Genomic DNA, 26,319 nt, shown 5'->3' with positions numbered 1-26,319 from the left:
ACTTGCGGACTCATTTATTACCCAGGTGTTATGTTCCGTAAGTTATCGTTCCTGTTATTATTGATAGTCGGCATGTCGGATGGCTTTGCCCAGGTTGCTGCCAGCAGTAAAAAAATAGCCCCGTTCCAGATCAGGCTTGTCAATGGCCAGCAATACACGTCCTCGCAGCTTGGTGCGGGGCCGGTGGTGCTCATCTACTTTTCGCCTGATTGCGAGCATTGCCAGAGTTTTACCAAAGACCTGCTGAAAAATTCCAGTGTGGTTGCCAACAAACAGGTGGTGATGGTCACATTCCAGGCGATGGACATGCTGAAACCCTTCGTGAGCCAGTACAGTCTCGGCACCTACCCGAACTTCAAAGTTGGTACCGAAGGCACATCCTACCTTGTTCAGCGCTATTACCAGATCCGCTCATTTCCTTACATTGCCATTTATGACAAAAAGGGAAACCTTGTCAGGACATTTGAAGGTGAGCAACCTCACGCGGAAATCTTTAAGGCGCTGAAACAAATCTGACGGCAACAGCCTTGTTACTTAACTTGTGAACATGGCGTCGTAATGCGCCGAAGGGGCAAGAATACCGCCACTCTCCGCGTAAAATGACTTGTCGGTGAGATAAACACCCTTCCGGGTTTGGGTCCAACTGCCATTCGCCATCGGGTGAAAGGTCATAAGTTTGTCCCAGTTCTTATAATATTGATGGCCGTTCGTTTCCTGCAACCCAACCGACATTCCGGGAAAGGGCTGCAAACGGGCGGCCACATTTTTGTTCCAGTCGACCAGGATCGGGTTTACGGTGAGATCGGCACAGAAGCAAGGCACCTTTTTTTCGTAGGCCAGCTGGGTGATCTTCATCGTCATACTCAGCGTTTTGGCAATCGCTTTTACGGCAATCGCCGAATATCCCAGCTCGATGCGGTGTGCAGCGTCCTCCACAGTATGCGCACTTTCGTCCGACGCCACGCGCACGCCCAGGTCGCCCACGTAGGTTTCGTTACTTTCCTCAAATGGCTCTTCGATCACCGCGATCTGCTCGAATGCACCGATCTTTTTGGCATGGTCGAGAAAACGCAGCAACGTCTCCTTCTTCTCATAACGACCGTTGGCATCAAAGTAATAGGGGATTTTCCCGTTTTGGGTATAAGGCGTTTCGTAATGCCCGATGGCCTTGTGCACAGCCGTCAGGAACGCAATGTCCTTTTCGATCATTTCCTGCTGCGTACCTGCGGCGCCGGTTTTCAGCTTTAAAATAAAATAACCGTCATCAGCGGCCTGTTTGATGCGTTCCGGTGAGGTTCCGACGGCAAATGACGGAATACTGGCCACTTTCTCGTGCCGGTAGGAAAGCCCGGGCCGGTATGCGGCAGGCACCAGTTCATCGAACTGCTTCAAACCATTTTCCTGCGCGTACAGCAGCCAGGCGGCATTGTCCACGCACACAAGGGCGTTCAATGCGAATGTTTTTCTCAGATCCGGGTTACCCGTAATTTTCTTGCCATAGGCCAGTACTTCCGGTAAAATATCGTCGAGCAGCTGTACCGGGTCGGTGAACGACGTCCCTTTGATCATCTGCAACGCTCGTTCGCTCATAGCATACATTAATGCATTGCCGGCACTTTCCGAATGCGCTGCGAAGACCTTCGAATCCGACCAAAGAACACCTTGCGTACCCAGCCCCACTTTACGGATACCCGATTCCGATTCCAGCATGGCAATGGCCTGCCAGCTATCGGTAATGGCGCTGCCTTTGAAACGGTACGGGTTCAGCGGCTCCCTTTCAAAATTGGAGCTTACGTTTTTAATGGTGATATTTTTCACGGCAGGCTTGGGAACTGGGTTCGGGAGAGGATTTTCGGGCGCAAATACACCGGCGGCAGCCAGCATACCCGCGCGACGGGCGAATTCGCGACGGGAGAAATGTTCGGGTTTTCCGGAAATCATGGTCTAGGATATCTGTTTCAAATAGTCAGACTCCATAAAGGGCTGCTACCCTGACCCGATATGCGAATTTTCACGTCACATGCATTTCATTTTCCAGAAAACGTGCCACGAATGCGTCATCCACCAGATTCGGGTATGCGCGGATCACGCGCGTGATTTCCTCGGACTGGCCGGGCGAAAGCGTTTCTTTCGGGTTCAGCGTCCAGATACCCTCCAACAGGCCTTGGCGGCGGAGTACCTCGTGCACACCGGTAATGCAGCCGTGGAATGCATGGGCCGGATCAAAAATGGCAGCATTCATATCGGTCACAGCGATGTTTGTGGCGAGCATGGACGCCGCATCGGCATAGCCAGTTGCCACCGTGTGCTTCACGGCTACGAGCAGCTCGACAGCTTTTTCTGTCCAAACCGCCCAATGCCCTAACAAACCGCCTACAAAGCGCTTCTCAATCATTTTCCCGTCGATTTCGAAGCGGTAAGGCGTCAGCAGATCGGCCACAATATTGTCGTCGTTTCCGGTGTAAAGCGCAATCTCGTCCCGTCGGCCCGAGTATGCCACGGCCCGCACGACGTTCAATGTCTGGTAACGGTTGAATGCTGCCACTTTAATCGCATATACATTGGGAATTTCTGCGAATTGCTGCCAGAAATCATAGCTGTAAACCCTTCCGCCAATGGCGGCCTGCAAGTAGAACCCAAATACGGGAATGACTTCCGCCACCTTCCTCACATGTTCAATGATCTCGGATTCGGGTTGTGTCTTAAATGCCGCCATACTGACCAATCCAAGGTCGTAGCCATATTTCACGGCGATTTGCGCTTCTGCAATTGCCTGCTCCGTCAATCCGCAGATGCCGGCAACTTTGATGAATGGCCGCTGCAATGCGGCGCGATCGATTTCATCAGCCGCAATGGCGAGTACCTTTTCAAATAGATCAACCCCCGGGTCACGGATTTCGAACTGCGTTGTATGCACTCCAACCGCCACTCCACCGGCCCTGCTGGCCATATAATAGCGCGTCAGCCCGCGCTGCCTCCGTTCGTCGAGCTGCAAGTCGCCCGTCAGCGCCAGCGGATGTGCCGGAATCACCGTCCCATCAAACAGCAGCTTTTTTATATTCTCTTTCAACATACCAAATAATCACTTGAAAATCAGATCATTAAAAAATAAACAACCGAACCTCTCTCCCTCCTCCCTTTCCTCCCTTTCCTCCTCTTTTAAAACTGCCCCTTCCGCTCCTGAAAATGCGTGGGCTTGTTAATCGTTTTACCACCTTCCAGCAGCCATTGGGCTGTTATACCGATCATTTGCTTCAAAGTTGTTCTCGGATAACCAAACAATCGGAAGGATTCCGCGGCATTGCTCAGCAGGGCCGTCGCCTGTTCTTCTCCTGTAAACTGTGGTTCGATATGGAATATACGTCCAAACTCCTTGGCCAGCCAGCGCAGGGAGACCGTCTCGGGACCCGTGATGTTCAGTATTTTGGAAGGCGAGTCGCAATGCAGTAGCGAGCGGATCGCCATTTCGTTGGCATCGCCCTGCCATATCACGTTCACATGGCCCATTGTAATGTCCAGCGGCTTGCCGTTCAGTACTGATTTCGCCACTTCGAGTAGCACGCCATATTTAAAATCAATGGCATAATTCAGCCGGTAAAGCAATATCGGCGTGCCGTAAACCGACGAAAAGTATTGGAACATCCGTTCGCGGCCGAGACAGGATTGCCCGTATTCCCCTACCGGATCGGTGCGTGTTTCCTCGGCAGCCCCGCCAGAGCCCACGGGGGTGAACGGGTACACATTACCCGTAGAATATACGACGATCCTCGATTTACGGAATTTCTCCGCTACCCGACCTGGCAGGTAGGTGTTCATCGCCCAGGTATAAGGCTCGTTGCTCGAAGTCCCGAACTTCTGCCCTGCCAGGTATAGCACGTTTTCAACTTCCGGAAGATCCTGTAACTGTGTGTCGTCCAGAATATTGGCAACAATTGTTTCGATACCTTCGGCATTCAGCTGATCCACCAGCCCTTCTTCGCTGAAACGTGATACGGCAATCACCCGTTTGTCGAGCCCGGCCCTTTCGATGGCCTGCATGGTGAGCCTGGCAATACTCGGGCCGATTTTCCCTCCCGCGCCCAGGATCATAATATCGCCATCGATACGCTTCATATCTTCAATCAGCGCTTCGGAAGGACTAAGCCATTGTTCCTCAAAAGATTCGATTCCGTTCATTTTTTATTTGAATAGCGGATTGTTAAAAAATAATTCTTTCACATTAATCAGCGCAAGGGCAAATATGATAAGCAGGCCGAGGCCCGCGAAAATCCTGACGAAGGGTTTATTGACCTTATCTCCCATGATACTCGCGTCGTTGGCCACCAGGTACATCACTGTGCCGATAAAGGGTACCACGAAAATGGTTACGCTCTGCGCAAAAACGATGAGTTCGAGCGGCAGTTTACCAAAGCGGATCGCCACAAATGCTCCGATCACCATCACCAGCGCGACAAGATAACGCACCTGTTTAGAAGAGAAATTACTCCCTAACCCGAGCGCGTCGCCCAGTAGCGTACCGCCAACTGATGCATTGCCAATCACGGACGAAAATGCCGCTCCAAAAAGTCCGATCAGGAAGAATGCCGATGCATTGCTTCCGAAAAGCGGTTCGAGCGCCCGCGCCATGTCGGATGCGGAGTTGACGGCTATCCCTTTGGGTTTCAGTATCGCGGCGGCGCAGACGATCACGATCAGGCACATCACGCCCAGCAGGATAATGCCCGTATTACTGTCATTCCGGCCGTGCCGCGCTGCCGGGTTGGTCCGGATCCGCTCCTGGATCAGGTACGACTGGTATAATGCACCGACAATGGAAAAGCACGAGGCCGTGAATGCGATGATGAGTCCCAGCGAACCTTCCGGCACTTGCGGCGTTACCAGCCCTCTGGCCATTTCGAGACTGTCGGGTTTAGCCCAAAACAGTGTGGTAATAAATGATAGTAGCATCAGGACGATCAGAAAGATCATCGTTTTTTCAAGCACCGAGTAAAAGCTTCGAAAAAACAGCAGACAAATCGCAAATACATTGAAAAACAGTATCCAGGGCACCGGCGACGTGTGGAACAACTCGCCGGCGGCGATACCTACCCCAACCGAGTTTCCCGCCTGAAACGATGATGCCACCAGAAACACCCCGATACCCATGGCCACGGCAGCCGTTTTCCCCCATTTCTGCCGCACGGTTGCCAGCAGCGATTGCTCGGTGGCGAGGCCAATGCGGGTGGCCATGCCCGTAAAAATAGCCATAAAGAAAATCGCAACCGCCACCAGCCAAAGCAACGAGTAGCCGTAATTGGCCCCCATTTTGGAGGTAATGGTCATTTTACTCGGTCCGAACACGAGCGCGGCGGTAATCATACCGGGCCCCAGCGACCTGAGCCATTTAAGAAAATTCTCTTTCAAGTTTTCCAAGGTAAAAGGGTTTGGCTTTGAGTGATATATGAATGATTGATGGACTACGGGCACGTGCCCGTAAAGGTAGAAAAGAATTTGAATATTCCATTTTCAAGAAAATTAATTCTGGTAAAACTCGTAGTTCTCCTTCGTCACAATGTCGATAGGCATATAGTTCTGCCTCGCGACAGGCGCATTCATCACGAGCGTCTGGTAAAGCGCCATCATGCCGCGGTAACCTTGGTCGTCGGGACGATGGCAGATCAGGAAATCGATGACGTTGTCTTCGAGGTAATTCACATTCTCCTTCACGAAATCGTAGCCGATGAGCGAAACATGGGTACGGTGGCTGTTTTTCAGGAAAGAAGCAACCGTGTGCACGCGCGAGTTCGTGACGAATGCCGCGCCGATGTCCTTATTTAAATGGAACACATAAGTGAGATGCCGCGCAACCGACTGGTAATCGGTTTCCCGGATGTCGATCCGCACAATTTCGTTCGGCTGATTATTGTCATTGAAATAGGCCCTAAAACCGTCTTCTATTTCCAGGTAATTGAAGTTATCGATCTCTTTTGAAATGTTGATGATCAGTACTTTTTTCTCCGGTTCGAGACGGTAAGTGAGCAGTTTCGCCCCCACATACCCGCTCTTTCGCAGGTGCGGGCCTATGTACGAGAGGCTGTGCAGACCGGGAATGTCGGAATCGATAAAAAGGAAAGGGGTTTTTCGGCGGACACATTCCGCTGCAAACATCCTGGTCTCCTCGATGAAGGAAGGTGAGATGAGAATGCCGTGAAAGCCACCTTCGAAAACGTGTCGGATCTGTGCGGCGAAGGAATCTTTATCATTCAGATCAAAGAGAAAGACCTGCACCTGCACGCCGTATTGCTTCAATTCGCTTTCCGCACGACGTATCCCGTTCAATGGCGCCGACCAGAAATCCGTTTCTTCGGACACGTCGGGAATCAGCGCCGCGAGACTGATGATCTTTTTCGAGGCCAGCCGACTCGCAAGGATATTGGGCTGGTAGTCCATTTCCTTGATGATCGCGTTGATCTTCGCCTTGGTTTTCTCCGAAACGCCGGTCCGGTTATGCAGCACGCGATCGACCGTAGCCGTGGAGACATTGGCACGCCTGGCGATTTCCTTCACGCCGAACAATTCGTTCTCTTTTTCCATTCAAAGGTTTATTCGAAGGGATAAATATAAGCGTTGCCCGGCCACTCGTGCAAGAGAATTACCCGGCGTGGCTCTAACCTTCGAACATAGTAAGGAGCAATAGCCGGTTTTTTACCTGCCCGAATGCCAAGAAGGCAAACACGGCGGAAGGTGACAATTTGGGTTCTTACCAGCAAAAGCCATAGCCCAAAAGATAGCTCGTCAGTACCGGGTTCAAATACCGAGCAATTGCTTCAACCGGCCGTAAAACCCAGTATCCCGGAAGGTGAATTGTTTGTGCAAAATATAGTTACTCAAAAAACTGGCGCCCATTGCGGCGACTTGTGAAAACAACTTATTCAAATTAACTTCCTTCACAGAAAATGGTATCAGGAAAGTAAATGTCCTGAACCACTGAACGGAAATGTCATACAGAATTGCGGAGCCATAAACGGTGATCAGGCAAGACCAGATCGAAACCAATGTAAACTTGACAATCTGCCGTCTGGTCTGCGTCGTGTTTTTCGCATTGAATGCAAAAAGCCTGGTCAGAAAATACCCGACGACAAATGAAAACCAGTAACCCGCAAATAATGCCGACTTATAGGAAATAGGAAACCATTCCTGTAAAATTGTGGCGACCAGCAAATTGGAGAGCGCGCCGGTCGCGGCCACGACAAAATAGGCGATCAGATCACGGCGGTTGAAGAGTTGGTCGGGCATGATAAAGGTTTCCGAATCCCAATATAGTGGTTAAACAAACGTCAATTGAACTAAAAAGCCAACAATCGTATGAAAAAAGCATTATTTTTCATCGCGCTCATGCTTGTAAACGGGGCTACGCTATTTGGGCAGGAAAACCAGTCGGTATTGTGGGAAATCAGTGGCAATGGCATTCAAAAACCTTCATATCTGTTTGGAACCGTGCATATTGCCCCCATTGCTCTGCTCGATAGCTTCCCGCTATTAAAACGAATCTCGGAAAGCACTGATTTTGCGGTTTTTGAAAGCGGCGGATCTCCGATCGGCCATATCCCCGAACAAATAGAGTTACGTCAACCGCCGCTGGATTCGCTATTTACACCAGCGGAATATCTGAAAGTAGATAGCTTTTTCACCGCATCGCCGCACGGCAGCATGCGCCCGCACAACAACGACGCGGACATTCTGACGATGGTCCAGGTTGCACTGACAATGATCGAAAACAAGGAACAGTACGATCGATTCGACGATCTTCTTTTTGCCAGAATGCGCGATCTTAAAAAACCCACTTTTCATTTAGATGCCCCGGAGGATATAAAAAATGTGATTGATTCATTAGGTTATCAACGCCTGGCAAAATTCCTCGTTTACCTGGTAAACAAAAATACCTCGCTAAAAAACGTCAATTCGGAGCTTGCTTTTGATTTGATTTCTTATTCAAAAACATTGAGGAACCCGCTGAAATTAAATGAACAGCCTGCTGAAAATATCGCGCACGGGACCGTGGAACGAAATGCGCACTGGCTTCCCAAAATTGAGAATAAAGTACGGGACGGAAGTTGTTTCATCTCCGTTGGACTTGGGCATCTGCAATATGAAACCGGCCTGATTCAATTGCTGAAACAGCAGGGATTCACCTTAAAACCCATTCCATTGTAGCAATTATTTATAATCAAAATTAATTCAATCATCCTCGCAAATGGCATGAACAAACCTGCAATTACCTGCATTGCACCGTTCTTTATCGTGAGAAATGTACCGGCTGCATTGGCATTCTACCGCGACTATCTCGGATTCGAAATTACTTTCCAGGGCCCAAGCGAGGACGATATTTTCTTCGGGATTGTCGAACGCGGCGGGGCAATGATCATGATGAAAGACATAGGCGTCGAGCCAGTACCTAATTACACCCGGGACATTAAACAAGGTATTGCGCGCTGGGACGCGTACCTGCACGTGCCTGATCCCGATGCGCTTGCGGCCGAGTTTGCGTCGCGGAATGTTGCATTCTTTTCCCCGCTGGGCAACAATGATGACGGGTTGCGCGGTTTTGAAATTGAGGATTCAGATGGTTACATTTTATATTTCGGTCACCCCTGACTGATGTAATTCCTCTAATTATCCTTCTGAATTATAGTATGCACGAAAACAAATCATTCCGACTGAAAATCATGATCAATGCTCCCGCTACAAAGATCTGGGCGTCGCTTACTCAACCCGAACTGATCGCAAAATGGATGCTCGATACGCCCGTTGAGATCCTGACCGAATGGCGCGAGGGCGGTTATCGGCTGGAAAGGGGCGATTTGCATGGGTTAGCATTTGAAAACAGGGGAAAAATAATACGGTTCGATCCGCCGAAAGCTTTGGAATACACGCATTGGAGCACGCTTTCTATCATTCCCGATGTTCAGAAGAACTATTCAACCGTTCGTTTCGACCTGCAAGAAACTGACAGTCAAACGCTTTTGACAATTTCAACCGGAAACCTTCCGACATTCGAGATCTTTAAACATATGGAATTTTACTGGAAAACAGCGCTGCATATGCTTAAAGATGTAGCTGAATCGCGATAAGGATTGCCTCAGAAGCGATTTGTTTGCATTTTAGGAGCCGAAAACTACTCACTCCCATCACTCAATAGCTCCTTATGTACATTAACCGCTACCTTTCCCCGATTATCGTTTACTACTATTCCTGGCGGATGGTCCTGTTTTCAATCGCGACAGGTTCTATTGCCATTTTTGTCTACGAGTATCTCGACTGGAAATGGGTGGCGATTCCCTGGCTTCCGGTGTCGCTCGTCGGTACGGCTACCGCATTTTTTGTGGGTTTTAAAAACAACCAGTCGTACGACCGGAGCTGGGAGGCGCGCAAGGTCTGGGGCGCCATTACGAACCATAGCCGCTCGTTCAGCGCCGCGGTGCGCTCTTTTATTACCTGCTCTCCCGATTCGGACAAGATTTACGCCGCCAAAGAGAACCATATCATCGTGTACAGGCACATCGCCTGGTTGTACGCGTTGAAAAATACAATGATTCAGCGCACCAACTGGGAGCATAAGGACCGCGCGAGCGAACGCCAGCGCAAGGCATTCAGGCGGTCGCAGGTACCGTGTGACGTCGAAATTGCTAAGCATCTGCCGGAGGCGGAACTGGCTTTGATCAAGGACAAAAAGAACCAGGCGACGCAGATCCTCGACCTGCAATCCCAGCACATCCGCGACCTGCGCCGCACCGGCTCCCTCGATGCCTACCAGCACGTAGCCTTGCAGGATCTCATTTCAAAACTCTACGACGAGCAGGGCAAGAGCGAGAGGATCAAAAACACCCCTTTCCCACGCCAGTATGCCACTACTTCGACGCTTTTTATATTCATTTTCATGACTTTGCTACCGTTCGGCCTGCTGCCCCAGTTTGTCGATCTTGGTGAGAAATATATGTTTTTGCTGATTCCCTTCAACGTGATCGTCTCATGGGTTTTCATGTTTATGGAGTATGTAGGCGATATCAGCGAAAACCCGTTCGAGGGGCTGCTAAACGACACGCCGATCAGTACCATTATCCGTAATATCGAAATAGACCTTAAAGAAATGCTCGGCGATACCGATTTGCCCGAAAAGCTTTCAAGTTACTCAGGGACTTTATTTTAGGGAAATCAATCGGTACGAAGGCTTTTTACCGGATTTATCAGGGCCGTCTATTCATTTGCGGACATTCCGGAGAGATCGCCCGGACAATGACAGTAGCTGCCACGAATGCAGGAATAGCCAGAAAACAGCTCTGCGCGGGCGGAATCGCCTTTTTCGCGCTGAGGTTTATTTGCAGAACCGCCAGAAATGTTGCGATATTGCTCTTGATTTGACACTCGACGTTCAAAAATGATGAAAATCTTGATAGCCGACGACCATTCGCTGGTGCGGTACGGGCTTAAATTAGCACTTCACAACTACTTCAAGGACAGCCAGATCAATGAAGCCTGGGATGGAGAGTCGGTGAAGGCGCAATTCGCTTTGCATCGTTACGACCTGCTGTTACTAGACCTCAATATGCCGGAAACGGATTCAACGATCCTTCTGCAATGGATCCGGGAATTTCATGCGGAAACCAAAATCCTCGTGGTGTCGATGAATGATGAGAGTATTTTCGGGAAACGGTCGCTGCAACAGGGTGCGCACGGCTACCTTGAAAAGGATTCACCTCCGGAAGAGCTGGCGAAAGCGGTCACGACACTCATGAACGGCAAGCGATATGCGAGCCCCAGGCTGGCCACTATCCTGATCAACGATACGCTGGCAGGCAAATCGGGTAATCCGTTCGACCAGCTCACAGCCAGGGAGTTTCAGGTGGCTATTTACCTCGCCAAAGACTATTCTGTGACGCAGATCAGCGAAATACTGCAGGTGCAATACACGTCGGTCAATACCTTCAAGCGCAGGATTTTCAAGAAGCTCAATATTGAGAACAAAGGTGCCTTAGTCAGGCTGGCAGATGCTTATAATCTCGGTTGACTGCAGCGTAGCCACGAACGGGCTATGGCACACCAAACCTCTTATGCTCACGGACGTGCCCGCGCCCAGGGTGCTTGTGAGGGACATCGTATACCCGAGCGTATGTGCGAAATCGGCGATAAGCTGGTAACCCAGCCGGCTGTTGGGCTCAACGGGCGCATTCGCGACCGGGTCTGACAGCCGCCACCGAATTTTCTGCAACTCACCGGGCTGCATCCCGCTGCCGTTATCGGAGACCGTCAGCAAAGGACCGTTTTCATCGTCCGTAAAAATAACTTTCACCTCGCCGCCCCGCGTGTGCTTGTTCGCATTATCGATCAGGTTCCGCAGGATCGCCTTCAGAATGTCACGATTGGTATAAACGAAAATGTCTTCCTTACACTCAATCACCAGTGTGTTGCGATTGAGCAGTATCATATCTTCAAAAAATTGCCGCAACTCTCCGGCCAGCTCGCTGAATGGAAACGAGTGCTGGGCAGGCTGGAAATTTTCGTGCTGCGAGCGTGCCCACAGGTTAACCTCCTTTACAAATGCGTGAATATTGCCCGTCGCCTTTTTAATCTCCTCCGTACCCGCCCTTACTTCCAGAAGCTGATTATTGGCCGCAAAGCGCGACACGTGATCGGAAAGGACATTCAGGAAATGCAAAGGCGATTGCAGATCGTGGGCGATCATCATCGTTATCTTATGTTTGAGGCCGTTGCTGTATTCGAGCCTCCGTGAAAGGTCATCGACCTGCCTCTCGAGTGCCGTTTTGGCAACGTAAAGCCGGAAACAGGTGTTTCGCACCCATACCAAAACCGCCAGCAGCAATGCCGCGGCCAAAATCATGAAACAGATCCATTGCAAGATCATAACCACTACCGGATTAGTTTCGGGTGTTCAAAGAGATCGTATCGTGTGCAGGGGTGCTTGATTGTTATACAAAGAAATCGTTTTTGTAGTAAATATTGGTACAAACACTCAAAATATTTACTATAATTTCTACAAAAACACTTAAAACAAAAATAAAGGCAGGCAAAACGCAGGGAATACGCAAAAAAAACAGTTCCGCAGCAGCGCTATGGAACTGTTTTACACTATCTACAAGGCTTACGCCTGCCCTTTGCACTAATCTATTCTACAAATCGGATGCGTTTACATTCCTCTACGGTAACAGTCGCGGAACTGGCTTTCCAGTTGCCTACCTGCTCACCCCCCTTGTAGCGTTTGCCCGACACGGCGTACGTTCCGACCGGCAACATCAGGCTTACCACCGATGCCGTTCCTGGTGCATTGCATTCGGGCCGTAGTGCGGCCGTTTCGGAGATAGAGCCCATTACCTTACCATCGATGATGACATCGATCCGGTCGTATTTCTCCGGTGTGTAGTTGGTGTAGAAGATCAGATTTCCCTGCGGAACCGGCTCCTTATCGTCTTTACAGGAGAAAACAAGAAGCAAAAGCATTGCAAAAACATAACTGCCTAAACGGGTGTTGTTAAAGTGATTTTTCATGGCTAATAATGATAAATAATTGTTATTGATTTGGCTTGTTTGCCAGTTGCCTTTTCCGAACTGGCACGACAAAATTATATTTGGCCGCCGCCGCTTCATCGTGACGTTGAGTAGTCTGCGTTTATATTGAGCAGATCGACAGAAACCAAAAATGCCCTGCACAATGCAAGGCATTTCAAGCAAAATTAAAATCACAACTCATTGATTATTAATTGAATAATCAAAACCGTTAACTAATATTCGTCTGAGTATCCGGTCAAAAGCGGGCGAACATTTCCATGAACTCCTGCCTCCTCGAACGGGAAATACTGATCGCTACATCGTTGTCCATCACGATATAGCCACCTTCGCCCCGTACAAATTTCTTAATTCGGTTCAGATTGATGAGATACGAATTGTGGACGCGGTAAAAGTCCGGACCGCTCAGCGCCTCATCGATATCCTTTAATACCTTGGACACCACCACTTTTTTGCCATTGGCGAGCATGACGCTCGTGTAATTGCTCTCGGCTTCGCAGTACAGGATGTCCTGGGTCGGCACAAAAATCATCCCATCGCCGGTCGTGAGGGCAATTCGCTGCGGCGTGTTCTTTACCTGCCGCATACTCTGAAAAAGCAGGTCAATCTGCTCGCGGGACGGCGTGTTGCGTTTTTCATCGATCCGCCGGACCGTTTCTATCAAATCGTCCGGATCGATCGGCTTTAACAGATAGTTCAGCGCACTGTATTTGAACGCCTTGATCGCAAACTGGTCATAAGCCGTCGTGAAAACAACGTCGAAATACAACCGGTCGAACTTTTCGAGCATATCGAAACCGTTCATCCGGGGCATTTCGATATCCAGGAAAACCAGTTCCGGCCGATGCTCGCGGATAGCCTCGATCCCCTTTTCGGCCGAGCTGCACATAGCGGCAACAAATACCGACGGCGCATAAGTTTTCAGCAGCCATTCCAGCATTTCAAGACAGTTATTCTCGTCGTCGATGATAACACATTTGACCATATCTCTTGCTTTGTCAGATTTTCATTCATTTAACATCTTCACACCGGAATGATGACCACCACCCTGGTTCCGGTTGCTACCCGGTTACCGTCATCCAGATCTACGACCTCGACGCTTGCATTGGTTTGTGCATATTGGTTCAGCACTGCGATCCTGTCTTCGGTAAGCTTCATGCCCAGCGATTTCTTACCGGTAGTCGATTTGCTCCTGAATTCCGCGGCTTTTTCACGGCCTACCCCGTTGTCTTCTATCACGCATTCCAGCGTATTCTCGTCCAGCATCCTGATTTTAATCCAAAGACTGCCATTGCCTTCCTTGTGCAGCAAACCATGCCAGATCGCATTCTCAACATAAGGCTGGATGATCAGGGACGGGACGCCGATCGAATCGGTATGAACCCCTTCGTCGACGATAATGCGGTAGTCGAATTTGTTGTCAAAGCGGATCCGCTCCATTTCGATGTACAGTTTCAATGCTTCCAGTTCGTTCGACAGCAGCACCTTCTTGCTGTTTGAATTATCGAGTATCAGGCGGATCAGTTTGGCGAAGCGGGTCAGGTAAAGGGAAGCGGTTGCATTATCGCTTTTGACAATGTACCGGTTGATCGAGTTGAGGCAGTTGAAAATAAAATGCGGGTTCATCTGCGCCCGTAACGCCCGCATTTCGAGCTCGGCCATGTGCTCGCGCAATGCGGTTTGTCGTCTGATAACCTTGATACGACGCCGGAAAAGCCAATAAGCGAGCGCTATAAGGCATGAAAGAATGGCCCCAACAAACCACCAGGCACGCCACCAGGGCTCTAAAATCACGAAAGTCAATGGGGTCGCCGTTTCCGACCATGCCAGGCCATCCAGGCTTGCTGCCACCGAAAAAGTGTATTGCCCCGGCGAAAGCGAAGAAAATCTCACCCGACTGTTGTGTGCATTATCGACCCAGTTATCGTCCAGCCCCGTGAGCCGGTAGCGGTACATGAGCTTGGCTGGGTTACGAAAATAGGGCGTCAGGTATTGGATTTCTACGGAATTTTGTGTCCAGTCCAGCGTGATTGTCCCGGGATTTTCCGTAAGCAGCGAATCGTCCTGGTTTACCCGCACGGCCGCAATGATCACGTTCAACTTTTCTTCGCGGTATTTGAGTAGCCCCGGGTCAAAATAGTTCAGTCCATTCAGCCCGCCTATGTACATACGGCCATCGGATGCTTCGAGTACCCCATTGATATTTAAGGGTTTATTCTGGATATTATCCCTAAAATCGAACCATTGGAGCTTACTGGAATTGCGGTTGAGAAGGTAAAGGCCGTCGTCGCCACCCATCCAGATTCGGCCGGCCTTGTCGCGATGGAGCATTGAGATGCGTTGGTTGGCCAATTCCGGGAAAATTTTCCGCTTTTGCAGCACATTACCTCTTCTCACCACTTCGTAAAGACCTACCGATCCGCACCAGGCCGTCGAATCATTCCGCATCAAAACGGCACCTACGAGCTTGCCAGGTGCAAAATCGCTTTCGGAAGCAATACTGCGAAAGGCTGAATCGGCAACCAGCAATCCCCGGTAAGTACCCATCCAGTAGTTACCCCGCGTGTCGGGCGCAACGGTCTGGATTAGTTTCTCAAACCCTTCGACGGGCATTTCGGTCATTCGGTATGAACGGGCCTCCACCTGATAGCATCCTAGCTCTCCAACGATCAGGAAATTACCTCCCGGCAGCGGCACCAGCATTGCGATCGCGTCGTTCATCAATTTCGTCCGCAGGACCTCACCGGCTCTACCCGCCGGGTATCGCAGGTCAGCAAATGTCCTTCTCACCGGATCCAGTTTTTTAGGCAGGGCTCCACTCGGGGCGACGAGCAGGTTTTTCCCGTCGAACACCAGCGCCCTCACGTCTCCCAAATGCGCCATTTCTGCGCCCATGATCCGGACAGGCATCACCTTCCCGCTTTGAATATCGAGTACTGCAACGCCCCGGGCCGTGCCCAGCCAGATGTTGCCCTGACCGTCCTCTGCGATAGCCTTGACATTATTGCTAAGGTTGGGATCGGCGCCCGGAAAGCCGTTAAGCCAGCCGATCGTATGTGCCAGCGGCCTGAAAAACAGGATGCCCTCCTGGCTGAGTATCCACTGCGTGCCGTCGTGGTCGTGAAAATCGGCATAGTTTTCATCATTGGGCAGCGCTTTACCCGAATCGAAGAGGATTGCGCGGGTAAACGTGCGCCTGCTATTGTCATAAATATAGCAGCCTTTGGTCGTGTTCACCAGCTTCCTGCCGGCGCCGAGCGGTGTAATACTGATAGGCTCGGCAAGCGGCATACCCCTGCGGTTCTCGGGACCGGCGGGCGCAATGCGTGTGACCGAGCCGGTTGCAAAATTGATTTCGAACGTCTGGAAAAGATTGTTGCTGGCCCATACAACGTCCTCGCTTACGGGCACTATCGAGCGCACGTCACCGAATGGGACCTGGCGCACACGGTTGCTCCGGGTATCGAAACAAAACACAGTCCTGATATCTGCCAGATACAATTGATAACCCCTGCGACTGAAAATGCGCCGGTAGTAGTAATGGTTGGGCAAACCCGGCAGGTCCTGGAAACGAAAAGAATCGGTGCGGGGGTCGTAGCGGTACAGTCCACGGCCTGCATTGGCCCATATCCGGTTATCGGGGGTAACCTGTAATTTGTTCAGCTTGTTGAGGGGCGCTGTTTCAAGGCCTGCCAACGGAACCTTTCTAAGTGCACGATAGCCGATACGATATCTGCGGATACCGCTGTCGCATGTAATCCAGATCGTGCCGGAGCTGTCGGAAACGAAATCGAGCAGGTTCTCTCCTTCCGTTTCGATCCTTCGCACATCCTGGCCGTCGAAACGCTGGATATGCCTTGGCGAAAGAATCCACAGGAAACCATAACGATCTCGCATGATCCTGGATGCATTGGCCGTCTGGATGCCATTCTTATCGTCGAGCAGCTGGACATTGAAATCCGGCAGCTGCGCACGGCACCCGGACTGTACCGACAGCAGCATGAGGAGAACTACACAGAGACGTTTCACAAAATCCACCTGATTCGAACGGGACAGAAGTTAATTCGATAGGACGCAAGTTTTACAATTTAAAACAGCAATGATCAAACCGTTCAGTAAGTTGCCGGTTTTCTTAGTCAAAGGAAAGATTCGGGCAGCCGTTACATTTTCGCCCATCGCGCCTATCCATTCATCCATCCCCTATAATCCCGCATTTGTCATATTTTCCTTTCAGGCGTGCGTGCATGCCCCCATTTTTGTTGGGTCAATTACCAAAACCATGAAAATGCTAAGAATTCTCCTCGTTTTTTCCATCCTAGCCAGCTCACTCCTGTCACCGGCATTCGCACAATTCCCCGCCACAGGAAGCAGCCAGCCCAAAGCCCTGCCGGGAACAGCCGGCGACCAAAGCCCCAAAGGTTCAGCCAAGATTACAGGCTCCATTGTGGATTCAGCTTCCTCGAAAGCGATTGAATTTGTCAGCATTGCATTGTACGATAAAGCCAACAAGGCGATAGACGGAACGGTAGCCGATGAAAAGGGAAAGTTCACACTCAACAAGCTCGCCGCTGGCGACTACAAAGTGCTCATCTCCTTCATTGGTTATACCAACAAAACGATCGATAACATCAAGCTCTCCAAAGGACAGGAAGTAGACCTCGGTACGATCACCCTTGGTTCCAATACCAAAACCCTCAACGAAGTGACCGTTACCGGCCAGGCTGCGTTGATCGAGGAAAAGGTGGACAGGCTGGTTTACAATGCCGAAAAAGACATTACAGCCAAAGGCGGCGACGCAACCGATATTTTACGGAAAGTTCCCCTGCTTACCGTGGACCTCGACGGAAATGTATCGCTTCGCGGCAGCCAGAACATTCGCGTTTTGATCAACAATAAGCCCAGTACTATCATCGCCAACAGCGTAGCCGACGCCTTGAAGCAAATCCCGGCCGATCAGATTAAATCGGTGGAGGTAATCACCAGTCCATCTGCAAAGTATGATGCCGAAGGCTCAGGCGGGATCATCAACATTATTACTAAAAAGAACTCGCTGCAAGGCCTTAACCTGAATATCGACGCAGGTGTAGGAAACCGCGGTTCGATGCTTGCATTGAATGGCGGCTACCGTAAAGGCAAGGCCGGTTTCACGATCGGCGGTTTCGGACGGGGTATGTACAATACGATTACCAAAACTTCGCTCGAACAAACCAGCACAGTGGAAAACGTAACCACCACCACACGCCAGACAGGCGACGGGTCGAGTCACGGGCTCTTCGGAAACTATAACCTGGGCTTCGACTATGATATTGCTAAAAACCAAAGTCTTACTGCCGGTGTAAAGTATGGTGTACGGAACTTCTCCAATCAGCAGGACCTTGTAACCCGCCTGATGAAGACCGGCTCAACTGACGCCCTGTCGGCCCGTAACGTTGCAGCCGACAACCTATCGGGAACGGTGGACGTGAATGTCGACTACCTGCATACCTTCAAACCGCAGCAGGAATGGAGCGTATCGACGCTGTACAGCCGTAATGATCTTACCAACGACTTCGACGCCGACATTTTCAGGGAAAAAGAACTGACCTCCCGCCAGCGCAACCTGAACAAGAGTATCAACCAGGAATTTACGTTTCAATCAGATTACCAGACACCTATCAAGAAAAACCAGATGCTCGAATTTGGTGGAAAAGGCATTTTCCGCGAAGTAAAAAGCAAATACAGCTTCCTGATCGCCGAACCAACCGGTGATTTCCGTCCCGAAACGGACCAGCCTGCGGGTGATCTGACTTACCATCAGAATATTGCGGCAGCCTACTCTTCCTACACGTATACTACCAAGAAGCGCTATACATTAAAAGGAGGTTTGCGGTACGAACATACGTTCATAGACGCGAGCACCAACGAAGGCATGGTGGGTGTGGGCAACTACGGCGTGCTGGTACCGAGCGTCAATGCTTCGAAGACATTCAAGGGAACGACCATAAAACTGGGCTACAACCGCCGCATTCAGCGTCCTGGACTGCAACAGCTGAACCCGAACTTTAACTCGGCCAACCCACAGAATATCACAATCGGTAACCCCGAACTCCGCCCCGAGCTGACCAACAACTACGAACTGGGTCTGAGCAAGAATATCAAGAAAACATACGTGAATGCAACATTCTTCGGGCGTTTTACCAACAATGCTATCTCGCAGGTACGCCAGCCTTCGGATACCCTCCCGGGCGCGATCGTGACCACCTATGAGAACATCGGTAAACAGCATGCCTATGGCGCCAACATTTTCGCCAATATCGCAGCAACGTCCAAGATCAATTTCGGTGTTTTTGCAAACGTATTTTACACCAAACTGACCGGACAGACACTGGGACAAAACGGGCTTTCACAGGAGATCTACAACGATGGTGTGAACGTAAGCGGCGGTATTTTCTCGCAGGCTACCTTCGGAAACGGCTGGGGCGCGCAGGCTTTCGGGTTTATGCAGGGGCAGCAGATCCAGTTGCAGGGCAAGCAGGGCGGCTTCGGATTTTATACGATCGGTGTGAAGAAGGAATTCGCCAACAAAAAGGCCAGCCTGGGTCTGGCGGCTGAGAACTTTATGAGCAAAAGATTCAAAATGCACACCGAATTGACTTCCTTGCAGTTCAACCAGGTAAATGATGTATATCTTTACAACCGCGGGTTCCGCCTTACATTTACCTACAAGATTGGCAAAATGACCATGGACGCGCCAAAGAGGAAGGCCAAATCGGTCAATAATGACGATGTGAAGAGCGAAGGCGGACAGCAGCAAGGTGGCGGCGGACAAGGCGGCGGCGGAAACACGCCCCGCTAGGCGCGGCCGGCTAGGTGCGGCCGGCCAGGCACAACGAGAAATTATGAACTTACACAAGCCTGTTTAACTCAAATACAACTTCGGTATGAACACAAACAAACTAATTTGGACAATGGCAGTGGCACTTGTCTCCGCGGCTTCTTATGCGCAGACAGTGGATGAAATCGTAGATAAACACGTCGCCGCCCTGGGTGGGCTCGACAAAATCAAGGGAGTAAACACCGTGGTCACCGACCGTTCGCTTGCCGTACAAGGTATGGAAATACCAAACAAAACGACACTGGTAGTCGGCAAATCGGTCCGCAACGAATCGACGGTGATGGGCAATACCATGGTGCAGGTGGTGGACAACGGCCAGGGCTGGATGATCCGGCCGACGATGATGGGCGGTACCGGCGAACCGGAAGACATGCCTGCCGACCAGTTGAAACAGCAACTGAGTTCGCTCGACCCTTTCGGCGGCCTTGTAAACTATAAGGAGAAAGGCAATAAAGTCGAATTGGTAGGCAAAGAGACGATCGATAAAAAGGATGTTTTCCACCTGAAACTCACTACGAGCGACGGCCAGGTTATCGATGAGTTTGTCGACGCAAATACCTATCTGGTAAACAAGGTGAAAGTTTCGATGAACGGCAATGAGGGTGAAATCGACTTGTCGGATTACAAAGAAGTGGACGGTGTGAAGTTTGCGAATACGATGGAAATCAGCAACCCGCAAATGGGCACGATGTCGTTCATTACGAATAAAATCACTGTGAATACCCCTGTCGATCCGGCGATATTCAAGAAGCCTACGAAATAGCGACGGCTCACACCAATTTCAAATCGGTACCATATAGAATAGCGTTGTCATCTGAACAACGCTATTTTTTTTGACAATTCGATCGGGTCTTTCACTTCCATTTTGTCATAAATGCGCCGTTTGTAGGTGCTGATCGTGTTCTCCTTGAGGTTCATGATAGCGGCGATCTCTTTTGTCCATTTACCTTCTGTCATCAGCTGCATCACGCGCCTTTCGCGGGGCGAGAGGGTGACAATCGGATTACCGCCGGTGGTGCGGCCGCTTATATCCGTAAAGCTGGACAGGAAGATCTGCTGGACATCATAGCTAACGTAACGGCCGTGGTCGAGAATTGCCTGGACGGCGGTGAGGAATTCTTCCTGCGGCGCCTGTTTGGAAATAAAGCCATCCGCTCCGGCTTGCATGTATGGCAGTGCATAAACCTTTTCGTCAAACGCAGAATGGATCAGAATAGGGATACCAGGGCGCTTTTCACGCATGAGCTTGATCATTCTGACGTTTTCTCCCCCCGGAATGTCGATATCCAGCACTGCCAGATCGAAACGTTCCTCTTCCAGTATCGACAATGCGCCCTGAAAGGTTTCGGTGTGACTAATGCTGGCGGTTGGGTAAAATTCCGCAAATACCAATCTTAGCCCCAGCAGTATAAGCGGGTGATCCTCAATACATAAAAATTTCATAGAAGTGCTGACCGATATAGACGGGGTTTGGTGTTACGTACAATATTAAAGATATTAACAGGAAAGAGTTTCTTGCTAATATAGAAATATATCTACACATAGCAACCAACATCGCCTACCTGACTCAGCTCAGCATGGTCACTTTCTCGATCAGCTTGATGAGGCTGTTGACCTGCATCTTTTTAAGTATCCGCATTTTATGCGTTCCGACGGTCGTTTTGTTGATATTGAGGATGGACGCGATCTCGCCAGTCGATTTGCCGGCGATGAGATGGTTCATCACCTGTCGTTCCCTATCCGAAATGCTCATCAGCGGGTTCACGTAACGCAGTGAGCGGCTAATCTGGCTTTCCTGGATGATCTGTTGCTGCAAGGCGGTGCTGGCGTACTTTCCCATCACCATCATGGCCCTGATCGCCTCGTCGAACTGGGAGGAAGATGCAAGTTTGGACAGAAAACCGTCGGCACCTGCTTTCATGTACGGCAAACCATAAGTACTTTCTTCGAGATCCGTTATCACCAGGATCGCCGTGCCCGGGTACAACGTCTTCATGCGCTCCACGACCCCCGCGCCAGCCTTTCCTTTGATATCGACGTCGAGGATGATCAACTCATAAATGTTGCGACCCGCAAGATCGTAAGCCGTGTCGACGGACGAAGCAGCATCTACCACTGTTACAGGATTGATCTCACGAATCTTTTGTTTTAATCCCAGTACTGTTAGCGGTTCGTCCTCGATAATGAGTATATTCATAAAATGGCTGATTGGCAGACAGAACCCGGGCATTTCACCCTGTTGCGACTGTCATAATTCTGCTTGTGCTAAGTACGGAAGTAATTCGTATTTATTGGAAGTAAATTTAAGAATAAATATTACATATTTACACCTACATGTAAATGTAGAAATTTCTCGAACATAACTCAAATATCCCCCGGTCAAATCTTCCGGCCTGCAAACTCAGCACAAACAGCCAAACCTAAAATAGTCTTCAAAAATGCCTGCTACGACGCTTATGAGGTAAGAATTTTTATACCAATACAAAAAAGTTTTTTTGCCGAACCGCGTAATTAACTGTAAACTTGTACAGACCGTTGAATAAGTTTTACATTAAATAATAGGAGTTTTACTCAATATTTACTGTATTTATTTGATAACCACTGAGTCACAAAAAGTCATAGACGGTCCAAAACTGAATTCAAGTCCTCCTAAACAAAATGAAAAAAATCTTACTGGTTGAAGACCATGCGATCGTCAGGCTCGCTACCCGGTTCTTGATTCTTGATTTACTGAACCCGGTGGTCGTTCACGAAGCTGGCTCTTTCAGTGAGACACTGGCGCAACTCGCCGGCAACCAGATTGACCTGGTGATGCTCGACATCAATATCCCCGATGGCGAGGGCTTCAACATGATCCCGAGGATCCGGGAAATACAGCCCAGAGTTCTGATCATGATCTTTTCAAGCCTTGAAGAAGAAATTTACGCGCTGCATTATATCAAAGCCGGCGCCAACGGTTTTCTGTCTAAAAATGCTTCGCAGGAAGAGATAAAAAAAGCGATATTGTCCATGCTCGACGTCGGCAACTACATTAGTATGGCCGTTCAGCAGCAGCTGCTTCGGAACACTCTCGAAAACAAACCTAACGGCGAGAACCCGCTGGAAAACCTGTCACAACGGGAGCTGGAAGTGATGGATATGCTCATCGAAGGCTACTGGACCAAAGAAATCGCGATAAAACTGAATCTTACCGAGAGCTCCGTAAGCACTTATAAAGCCCGCATTTTCGAAAAGCTGAAAGTTTCGACACTCATCGAAATGTTCAAAAAAGTCCAGTTCTATAAAAGTCAAAATCCTGGCTTGTAAATAGTTACAAAATCTCATTTATTTTTTGGTTCGAATATTTGATATACTTACGAAAGATTCGTAGACTTACGAAAAAATCGTAGCTATGGAGAAATTGACGATTCAGGAACAGGACGCCATGCTGGCCGTCTGGAAAACCGGCGAAGGAAATGTTAAATTATTTATGGAGGCCATGACGCCTCCCGTCCCACCCTATACGACGGTCGCCTCGACCATCAAAAACCTTGAAAAGAAAGGGTACCTCACGAGTCGGATGATCGGCAATGCGTATCTGTATGCGCCGGCCATCAGCGAGGAATCCTATAAGCAAAAGTTCATGGGGAATGTTGTGAAAGACTATTTCGAGAATTCATACAAAGAGCTCGTGAGTTTTTTCGCTCAAAAGAACAAGATTTCGGCTGACGAACTGAGAGAGATCATAGGCCTGATCGAAGGAAAAAAGTAATTCATCCAAACTTTTTCTGCTATGTCGGCACTTCCGGATTACCTGCTCAAACTGTCGGTCAGCCTCGCTGTGATCGCCCTTTTTTACCACCTGGTATTGCGCAAGCTCACATTTTACGATAACAACCGGCATTTTTTGCGGTTCTATTCTGCGCTTTGCTTCATAATCCCGCTTATTAATATCAACCATTTTGTTTCTCCAGGGCCTACCCCCGCGCGTATGTTCGTGCAAAGCGTACCTACTTTTAGCCGCATAGCCGCAACTGAAACCGCGACCTTTCCTCCGGGCTTTCCGGCCGAGCTAACGGCGGCGGCCGAACCACCGGCTCTTACAGCTTCCGATTGGATTTTTTACATATGGCTTGTCGGCGTGGCATTCATGACATTGCGCTTAGGCGCGCAGATCCGCTCCTATCTTCGTATCAGGTCACAATCTCGACTGATTTCAAACGACGGCGTAAAGATCTTCCATTTCGACCTGGAAATGAGCCCATTCTCCTTCGGAAAAGCCATTTTTTACAATCCGCACCTCCACAAGCCGGACGAGTTGCAGGACATGATCCTTCATGAATACATCCACGTGCAGCAGTGGCATTCCCTGGATGTGATCTGGTCGGAAATTCTGTGCATTATCAACTGGTTCAACCCTTTCGCCTGGCTGATCCGCAGCGCTATCCGCCAGAACCTGGAATACATTGCCGACCAGAAAGTGCTTGAAAACCATCCCGATACGAAAGCTTATCAATACTTACTCCTGAAAGCGGCCGTCGGTCCCGAGTTCTCGTTGGTGAACCAGTTTGGCTACCATTCTTTGAAACAAAGGTTCGTGATGATGAACAAAAATGCGAGCCCGCGGGTATTGCTGGCGTGTTTCCTGTTCATTCTGCCGCTGCTGGCCGTTACGCTGGCCGCATTCCGCTGGGACGTGCCCGGGAAGAAAAAGGTGCGGAATTTCTGGAAAAGTAGCGCGGAGGTTAGTAAAAGAAAACCTAAAAACCTGCTGCATTTGTCGGGTCTGCTCCTGGATGGAGAAACGCGCAATCCTGTCGCCAATATGCAGATAAAAATCACGCACGATAAAGTATACGTTGCAACAATAAAAACGGATAAGGACGGCTTTTACTTCGCCGAATTACCTGTTAGGCCTGAAAAAGGTGTAATTCACGAGTACGATTACGACGTTTCATATGGTAATGGTCAGCCGGCTTTCAGCGGAGGGGAGACCTATCATGGAGACTTCGAGTTCGGAGAAATATTCACTTGTCACTTTTTGAATAAACCTGGCCTGCCCGACCTGAGATTTCAGAGATATGGAATTTCTTCCAAGCCATTCTACGACCGGTATGACCCTCAGCACACCCGGGACGAACTCAAAGCGTACCTTCTTGAAAATGTAAAACCTCACAAAGACGAAATGGCTTTGAGAGTGGACTACATCAAAACCCACCGGTGGTCGAAAGATGTGATCACCCTATACAAAGGAGGTTATTTCGACCGCAAAAAGCAGCTCGTCGGCTACGAAAGCAAGATGAAGCTTTTCCTGGACGGTAAAAAAGCGAGTCCACGTGAAATCAATGAGGCATTTAAGAACTATCCTTACATGCTGAGCGGAGATCAGGAAAGGCGAAACTGCGGGTTTGACATCTGTACGGAAATAACTTACCTCACCTTCCCACTCTACCGCGACGCCCCACCAGCCGCGCTGGTCAAAGGTAATGTACAGGTCAAGGATGCCCAATCTTTCGATCCGGACAGGTTGAAAAACGAGCCTTACTTACTCGACGGCTTCCGGCAGGTCTACGGGGCGAGCAGCAACCTGATGCCTGCCAAACAGGACATTAAAAGGGTAATGCTGCTCAAAGGCCGGCTCGCCAAATATTACGATCCGGCGCTCGACGAGATCTGGTGGATCGAAACCCGGCCCGTCAACGAGGTGTTCGAACGGCCGGCTTTCGCTTCCAAATAATGTTTGCGGCCTAATCAGCACAAGGCCGACTCATTGCTTTGCTCCCGCACGCGTCGCGCATGTGCGAGCGTCAGGCTGGGTTTGATCAACTCCTTGAAAAAAGGCACCACCGGCTCTCCGGCAGCCGTTAATCGGGGCCAATTGGGAGAGGCGATGGCAGCGCGGCCGATCGATACCAGGTCGGCTGCGTTGTTGTTCAGCAATTTTTCAGCCAACGCCACATCATGCATGCCGCCATTGGCGATCACGGGCGACCGGAGGATGCTTTTGGCAATGCTGTTTGAAGAGAACCCGTCGGGATAAAGACATTCGCGTTCCCAGCGACCGCCTTCCGCTGCGATATGCACATAGTCCGGATCGATTTCGGCAAGTATCTCAAAAATCCGCCGTGCCGTTTCCGAACCGCCCGGCCAGCGGTATGCGAGGTCGTTGACCTTGCTTTCCGAAACCCGGATACCAACAATGAAATCGTCGGGCAAGGCGACTTTTACCGCCTCGTAGACTTCCATCAAAAACCGCAGCCGGTTGCGTTCACTGCCACCGTATCTGTCGGTGCGCAGGTTCGTATGCGGCGTGATGAACTGATCGAACAGGTAGCCATTGGCCGCGTGTAGCTCTACCCCATCGAAACCCGCCTGGTGTGCCAGCAATGCCGCATTGACATAGCCCGCTTTTACGTTCTCAAAATCTGCCGGATCCATCGCACGGGGCGTGGGAAACGGGCTCGGCGGGACCGAAAAATCTGTCGAGCGCAAGCCAGCCGGCCGAACAGCCGACGGGCCAATTGTTTCCTCACTTACTTCGGACAATGCGCCGCCGTGCATCAACTGATTTATAATTAACGCATGATGGCGGTGAGCGGCCGTAACCACGTGCTTCCAGCCGCTCATTTGTTCCATATTCGTGATTCCCGGCTGGTTATGATTGGCTTTGCTGGACAGTTCGTCGGTATAGGTGCCTTCGGTAATGATCATACCAAAGCCACCTGCCGCAAATGCTTCATAATAATCCGCCATCTCCTGTGTAGGCACGCCCGCGGCCGTTGCGCTCACACGCGTCATGGGCGCCACTACGAGGCGGTTTGCCAGTTTTCTGCCCCGTATTTTAGTAGGGTCGAATATTGTCTTGCTGATCGTTTCCATACTTTGTTTTTGCTTACAAAAGTACCGGC

The 26,319-nt window shown here is 50.0% G+C and carries 24 protein-coding genes; 11 read left to right on the top strand and 13 right to left on the bottom strand.

Translation table 11 applies throughout. From position 1 onward, the window contains the following. The first annotated feature begins 30 nt into the window (after nt 1-30). Nucleotides 31-516: a TlpA family protein disulfide reductase gene (locus tag AAHB90_RS22385; protein WP_342087469.1), complete on the top strand. Its 486-nt coding sequence runs from the start codon at nt 31-33 to the stop codon at nt 514-516. Nucleotides 517-534: 18 nt separating this feature from the next. Here AAHB90_RS22385 and AAHB90_RS22380 read toward each other — a convergent pair whose 3' ends face one another. From AAHB90_RS22380 to AAHB90_RS22355, 6 genes are all read right to left on the bottom strand, one after another. Then, nucleotides 535-1,941: a mandelate racemase/muconate lactonizing enzyme family protein gene (locus AAHB90_RS22380; protein WP_342087468.1), complete on the bottom strand. Its 1,407-nt coding sequence runs from the start codon at nt 1,939-1,941 to the stop codon at nt 535-537. 70 nt (nt 1,942-2,011) lie between these two features. Next, nucleotides 2,012-3,073 carry a dihydrodipicolinate synthase family protein gene (locus AAHB90_RS22375; protein WP_342087467.1) on the bottom strand — a complete coding sequence of 354 codons (1,062 nt, stop codon included), beginning with the start codon at nt 3,071-3,073 and terminating at the stop codon, nt 2,012-2,014. 86 nt (nt 3,074-3,159) lie between these two features. After that, complete coding sequence (locus tag AAHB90_RS22370; protein ID WP_342087466.1) at nt 3,160-4,176, bottom strand: NAD-dependent epimerase/dehydratase family protein; 1,017 nt, start codon at nt 4,174-4,176, stop codon at nt 3,160-3,162. A 3-nt stretch (nt 4,177-4,179) separates the two neighbouring features. After that, the gene (locus AAHB90_RS22365) at nt 4,180-5,412 is read right to left on the bottom strand and encodes an Nramp family divalent metal transporter (protein ID WP_342087465.1); all 1,233 of its coding nucleotides are present in this window, start codon (nt 5,410-5,412) and stop codon (nt 4,180-4,182) included. Nucleotides 5,413-5,514: 102 nt separating this feature from the next. Continuing rightward, nucleotides 5,515-6,573: a LacI family DNA-binding transcriptional regulator gene (locus AAHB90_RS22360; RefSeq protein ID WP_342087464.1), complete on the bottom strand. Its 1,059-nt coding sequence runs from the start codon at nt 6,571-6,573 to the stop codon at nt 5,515-5,517. Nucleotides 6,574-6,786: 213 nt separating this feature from the next. Further along, nucleotides 6,787-7,275: a GtrA family protein gene (locus tag AAHB90_RS22355; RefSeq protein ID WP_342087463.1), complete on the bottom strand. Its 489-nt coding sequence runs from the start codon at nt 7,273-7,275 to the stop codon at nt 6,787-6,789. Between the two features lie 69 nt (nt 7,276-7,344). Between AAHB90_RS22355 and AAHB90_RS22350 the strand changes: the two genes are divergently transcribed. From AAHB90_RS22350 to AAHB90_RS22330, 5 genes are all read left to right on the top strand, one after another. Then, entirely contained in the window at nt 7,345-8,193 is an 849-nt protein-coding gene (locus tag AAHB90_RS22350) for a TraB/GumN family protein (RefSeq protein WP_342087462.1), read from the top strand. A gap of 45 nt (nt 8,194-8,238) precedes the next feature. Then, nucleotides 8,239-8,634, top strand: coding sequence for a VOC family protein (locus AAHB90_RS22345; protein WP_342087461.1), 396 nt, complete (start codon nt 8,239-8,241; stop codon nt 8,632-8,634). Between the two features lie 38 nt (nt 8,635-8,672). Continuing rightward, complete coding sequence (locus AAHB90_RS22340; RefSeq protein ID WP_342087460.1) at nt 8,673-9,110, top strand: SRPBCC family protein; 438 nt, start codon at nt 8,673-8,675, stop codon at nt 9,108-9,110. Nucleotides 9,111-9,184: 74 nt separating this feature from the next. Then, a complete protein-coding gene (locus AAHB90_RS22335) occupies nt 9,185-10,186 on the top strand; it encodes a bestrophin family protein (protein WP_342087459.1) in 1,002 nt (333 codons plus the stop codon). Between the two features lie 228 nt (nt 10,187-10,414). After that, a complete protein-coding gene (locus AAHB90_RS22330) occupies nt 10,415-11,044 on the top strand; it encodes a response regulator transcription factor (RefSeq protein WP_342087458.1) in 630 nt (209 codons plus the stop codon). Here AAHB90_RS22330 and AAHB90_RS22325 read toward each other — a convergent pair. From AAHB90_RS22325 to AAHB90_RS22310, 4 genes are all read right to left on the bottom strand, one after another. Then, nucleotides 11,009-11,899 (bottom strand): sensor histidine kinase, encoded by an 891-nt coding sequence (locus tag AAHB90_RS22325; RefSeq protein ID WP_342087457.1) that lies wholly within the window; start codon nt 11,897-11,899, stop codon nt 11,009-11,011. The genes AAHB90_RS22330 and AAHB90_RS22325 overlap by 36 nt on opposite strands. Nucleotides 11,900-12,159: 260 nt before the next feature. Beyond that, nucleotides 12,160-12,540, bottom strand: a complete 381-nt coding sequence (locus tag AAHB90_RS22320; protein WP_342087456.1) for a hypothetical protein — start codon at nt 12,538-12,540, stop codon at nt 12,160-12,162. A 256-nt stretch (nt 12,541-12,796) separates the two neighbouring features. Then, complete coding sequence (locus tag AAHB90_RS22315) at nt 12,797-13,543, bottom strand: LytR/AlgR family response regulator transcription factor (RefSeq protein WP_342087455.1); 747 nt, start codon at nt 13,541-13,543, stop codon at nt 12,797-12,799. Between the two features lie 38 nt (nt 13,544-13,581). Continuing rightward, nucleotides 13,582-16,587 (bottom strand): sensor histidine kinase, encoded by a 3,006-nt coding sequence (locus AAHB90_RS22310; RefSeq protein WP_342087454.1) that lies wholly within the window; start codon nt 16,585-16,587, stop codon nt 13,582-13,584. Nucleotides 16,588-16,837: 250 nt separating this feature from the next. Between AAHB90_RS22310 and AAHB90_RS22305 the strand changes: the two genes are divergently transcribed. Next, nucleotides 16,838-19,393, top strand: a complete 2,556-nt coding sequence (locus tag AAHB90_RS22305; RefSeq protein WP_342087453.1) for a TonB-dependent receptor domain-containing protein — start codon at nt 16,838-16,840, stop codon at nt 19,391-19,393. 112 nt (nt 19,394-19,505) lie between these two features. Then, the gene (locus tag AAHB90_RS22300; protein ID WP_342087452.1) at nt 19,506-20,195 is read left to right on the top strand and encodes an outer membrane lipoprotein-sorting protein; all 690 of its coding nucleotides are present in this window, start codon (nt 19,506-19,508) and stop codon (nt 20,193-20,195) included. A gap of 47 nt (nt 20,196-20,242) precedes the next feature. Here the strand turns inward: AAHB90_RS22300 and AAHB90_RS22295 are convergent, their stop codons facing one another. Then, entirely contained in the window at nt 20,243-20,875 is a 633-nt protein-coding gene (locus AAHB90_RS22295) for a response regulator transcription factor (RefSeq protein WP_342087451.1), read from the bottom strand. 124 nt (nt 20,876-20,999) lie between these two features. Next, the gene (locus tag AAHB90_RS22290; protein WP_342087450.1) at nt 21,000-21,629 is read right to left on the bottom strand and encodes a response regulator transcription factor; all 630 of its coding nucleotides are present in this window, start codon (nt 21,627-21,629) and stop codon (nt 21,000-21,002) included. A gap of 461 nt (nt 21,630-22,090) precedes the next feature. Here AAHB90_RS22290 and AAHB90_RS22285 point away from each other — a divergent pair, with 461 nt between their 5' ends. From AAHB90_RS22285 to AAHB90_RS22275, 3 genes are all read left to right on the top strand, one after another. Then, nucleotides 22,091-22,738, top strand: a complete 648-nt coding sequence (locus AAHB90_RS22285; protein WP_342087449.1) for a response regulator transcription factor — start codon at nt 22,091-22,093, stop codon at nt 22,736-22,738. A gap of 85 nt (nt 22,739-22,823) precedes the next feature. Next, nucleotides 22,824-23,183 carry a BlaI/MecI/CopY family transcriptional regulator gene (locus AAHB90_RS22280; protein WP_342087448.1) on the top strand — a complete coding sequence of 120 codons (360 nt, stop codon included), beginning with the start codon at nt 22,824-22,826 and terminating at the stop codon, nt 23,181-23,183. A gap of 21 nt (nt 23,184-23,204) precedes the next feature. Continuing rightward, on the top strand, nt 23,205-25,148 hold the full coding sequence (locus AAHB90_RS22275; RefSeq protein ID WP_342087447.1) for a M56 family metallopeptidase: 1,944 nt from the start codon (nt 23,205-23,207) through the stop codon (nt 25,146-25,148). Between the two features lie 14 nt (nt 25,149-25,162). Here AAHB90_RS22275 and AAHB90_RS22270 read toward each other — a convergent pair whose 3' ends face one another. After that, a complete protein-coding gene (locus tag AAHB90_RS22270; RefSeq protein ID WP_342087446.1) occupies nt 25,163-26,290 on the bottom strand; it encodes an NADH:flavin oxidoreductase in 1,128 nt (375 codons plus the stop codon). Nucleotides 26,291-26,319: the final 29 nt, after the last annotated feature.

This window comes from Dyadobacter sp. OTU695 (assembly GCF_038440355.1).
Lineage (GTDB): Bacteria > Bacteroidota > Bacteroidia > Cytophagales > Spirosomataceae > Dyadobacter.
Note: the sequence above shows the minus strand (reverse complement) of the source record. Positions and strands in the feature narration are given on the sequence as shown.

Excerpts from the sequence above, each read along its gene's own strand:
- AAHB90_RS22385 (WP_342087469.1), top strand. The coding sequence starts at position 31 with ATGTTCCGTAAGTTATCGTTCCTGTTATTATTGATAGTCGGCATGTCG.
- AAHB90_RS22380 (WP_342087468.1), bottom strand. The coding sequence starts at position 1,941 with ATGATTTCCGGAAAACCCGAACATTTCTCCCGTCGCGAATTCGCCCGT.
- AAHB90_RS22375 (WP_342087467.1), bottom strand. The coding sequence starts at position 3,073 with ATGTTGAAAGAGAATATAAAAAAGCTGCTGTTTGATGGGACGGTGATT.
- AAHB90_RS22370 (WP_342087466.1), bottom strand. The coding sequence starts at position 4,176 with ATGAACGGAATCGAATCTTTTGAGGAACAATGGCTTAGTCCTTCCGAA.
- AAHB90_RS22360 (WP_342087464.1), bottom strand. The coding sequence starts at position 6,573 with ATGGAAAAAGAGAACGAATTGTTCGGCGTGAAGGAAATCGCCAGGCGT.
- AAHB90_RS22355 (WP_342087463.1), bottom strand. The coding sequence starts at position 7,275 with ATGCCCGACCAACTCTTCAACCGCCGTGATCTGATCGCCTATTTTGTC.
- AAHB90_RS22350 (WP_342087462.1), top strand. The coding sequence starts at position 7,345 with ATGAAAAAAGCATTATTTTTCATCGCGCTCATGCTTGTAAACGGGGCT.
- AAHB90_RS22345 (WP_342087461.1), top strand. The coding sequence starts at position 8,239 with ATGAACAAACCTGCAATTACCTGCATTGCACCGTTCTTTATCGTGAGA.
- AAHB90_RS22340 (WP_342087460.1), top strand. The coding sequence starts at position 8,673 with ATGCACGAAAACAAATCATTCCGACTGAAAATCATGATCAATGCTCCC.
- AAHB90_RS22335 (WP_342087459.1), top strand. The coding sequence starts at position 9,185 with ATGTACATTAACCGCTACCTTTCCCCGATTATCGTTTACTACTATTCC.
- AAHB90_RS22330 (WP_342087458.1), top strand. The coding sequence starts at position 10,415 with ATGATGAAAATCTTGATAGCCGACGACCATTCGCTGGTGCGGTACGGG.
- AAHB90_RS22325 (WP_342087457.1), bottom strand. The coding sequence starts at position 11,899 with ATGATCTTGCAATGGATCTGTTTCATGATTTTGGCCGCGGCATTGCTG.
- AAHB90_RS22320 (WP_342087456.1), bottom strand. The coding sequence starts at position 12,540 with ATGAAAAATCACTTTAACAACACCCGTTTAGGCAGTTATGTTTTTGCA.
- AAHB90_RS22315 (WP_342087455.1), bottom strand. The coding sequence starts at position 13,543 with ATGGTCAAATGTGTTATCATCGACGACGAGAATAACTGTCTTGAAATG.
- AAHB90_RS22305 (WP_342087453.1), top strand. The coding sequence starts at position 16,838 with ATGAAAATGCTAAGAATTCTCCTCGTTTTTTCCATCCTAGCCAGCTCA.
- AAHB90_RS22300 (WP_342087452.1), top strand. The coding sequence starts at position 19,506 with ATGGCAGTGGCACTTGTCTCCGCGGCTTCTTATGCGCAGACAGTGGAT.
- AAHB90_RS22295 (WP_342087451.1), bottom strand. The coding sequence starts at position 20,875 with ATGAAATTTTTATGTATTGAGGATCACCCGCTTATACTGCTGGGGCTA.
- AAHB90_RS22290 (WP_342087450.1), bottom strand. The coding sequence starts at position 21,629 with ATGAATATACTCATTATCGAGGACGAACCGCTAACAGTACTGGGATTA.
- AAHB90_RS22285 (WP_342087449.1), top strand. The coding sequence starts at position 22,091 with ATGAAAAAAATCTTACTGGTTGAAGACCATGCGATCGTCAGGCTCGCT.
- AAHB90_RS22280 (WP_342087448.1), top strand. The coding sequence starts at position 22,824 with ATGGAGAAATTGACGATTCAGGAACAGGACGCCATGCTGGCCGTCTGG.
- AAHB90_RS22275 (WP_342087447.1), top strand. The coding sequence starts at position 23,205 with ATGTCGGCACTTCCGGATTACCTGCTCAAACTGTCGGTCAGCCTCGCT.
- AAHB90_RS22270 (WP_342087446.1), bottom strand. The coding sequence starts at position 26,290 with ATGGAAACGATCAGCAAGACAATATTCGACCCTACTAAAATACGGGGC.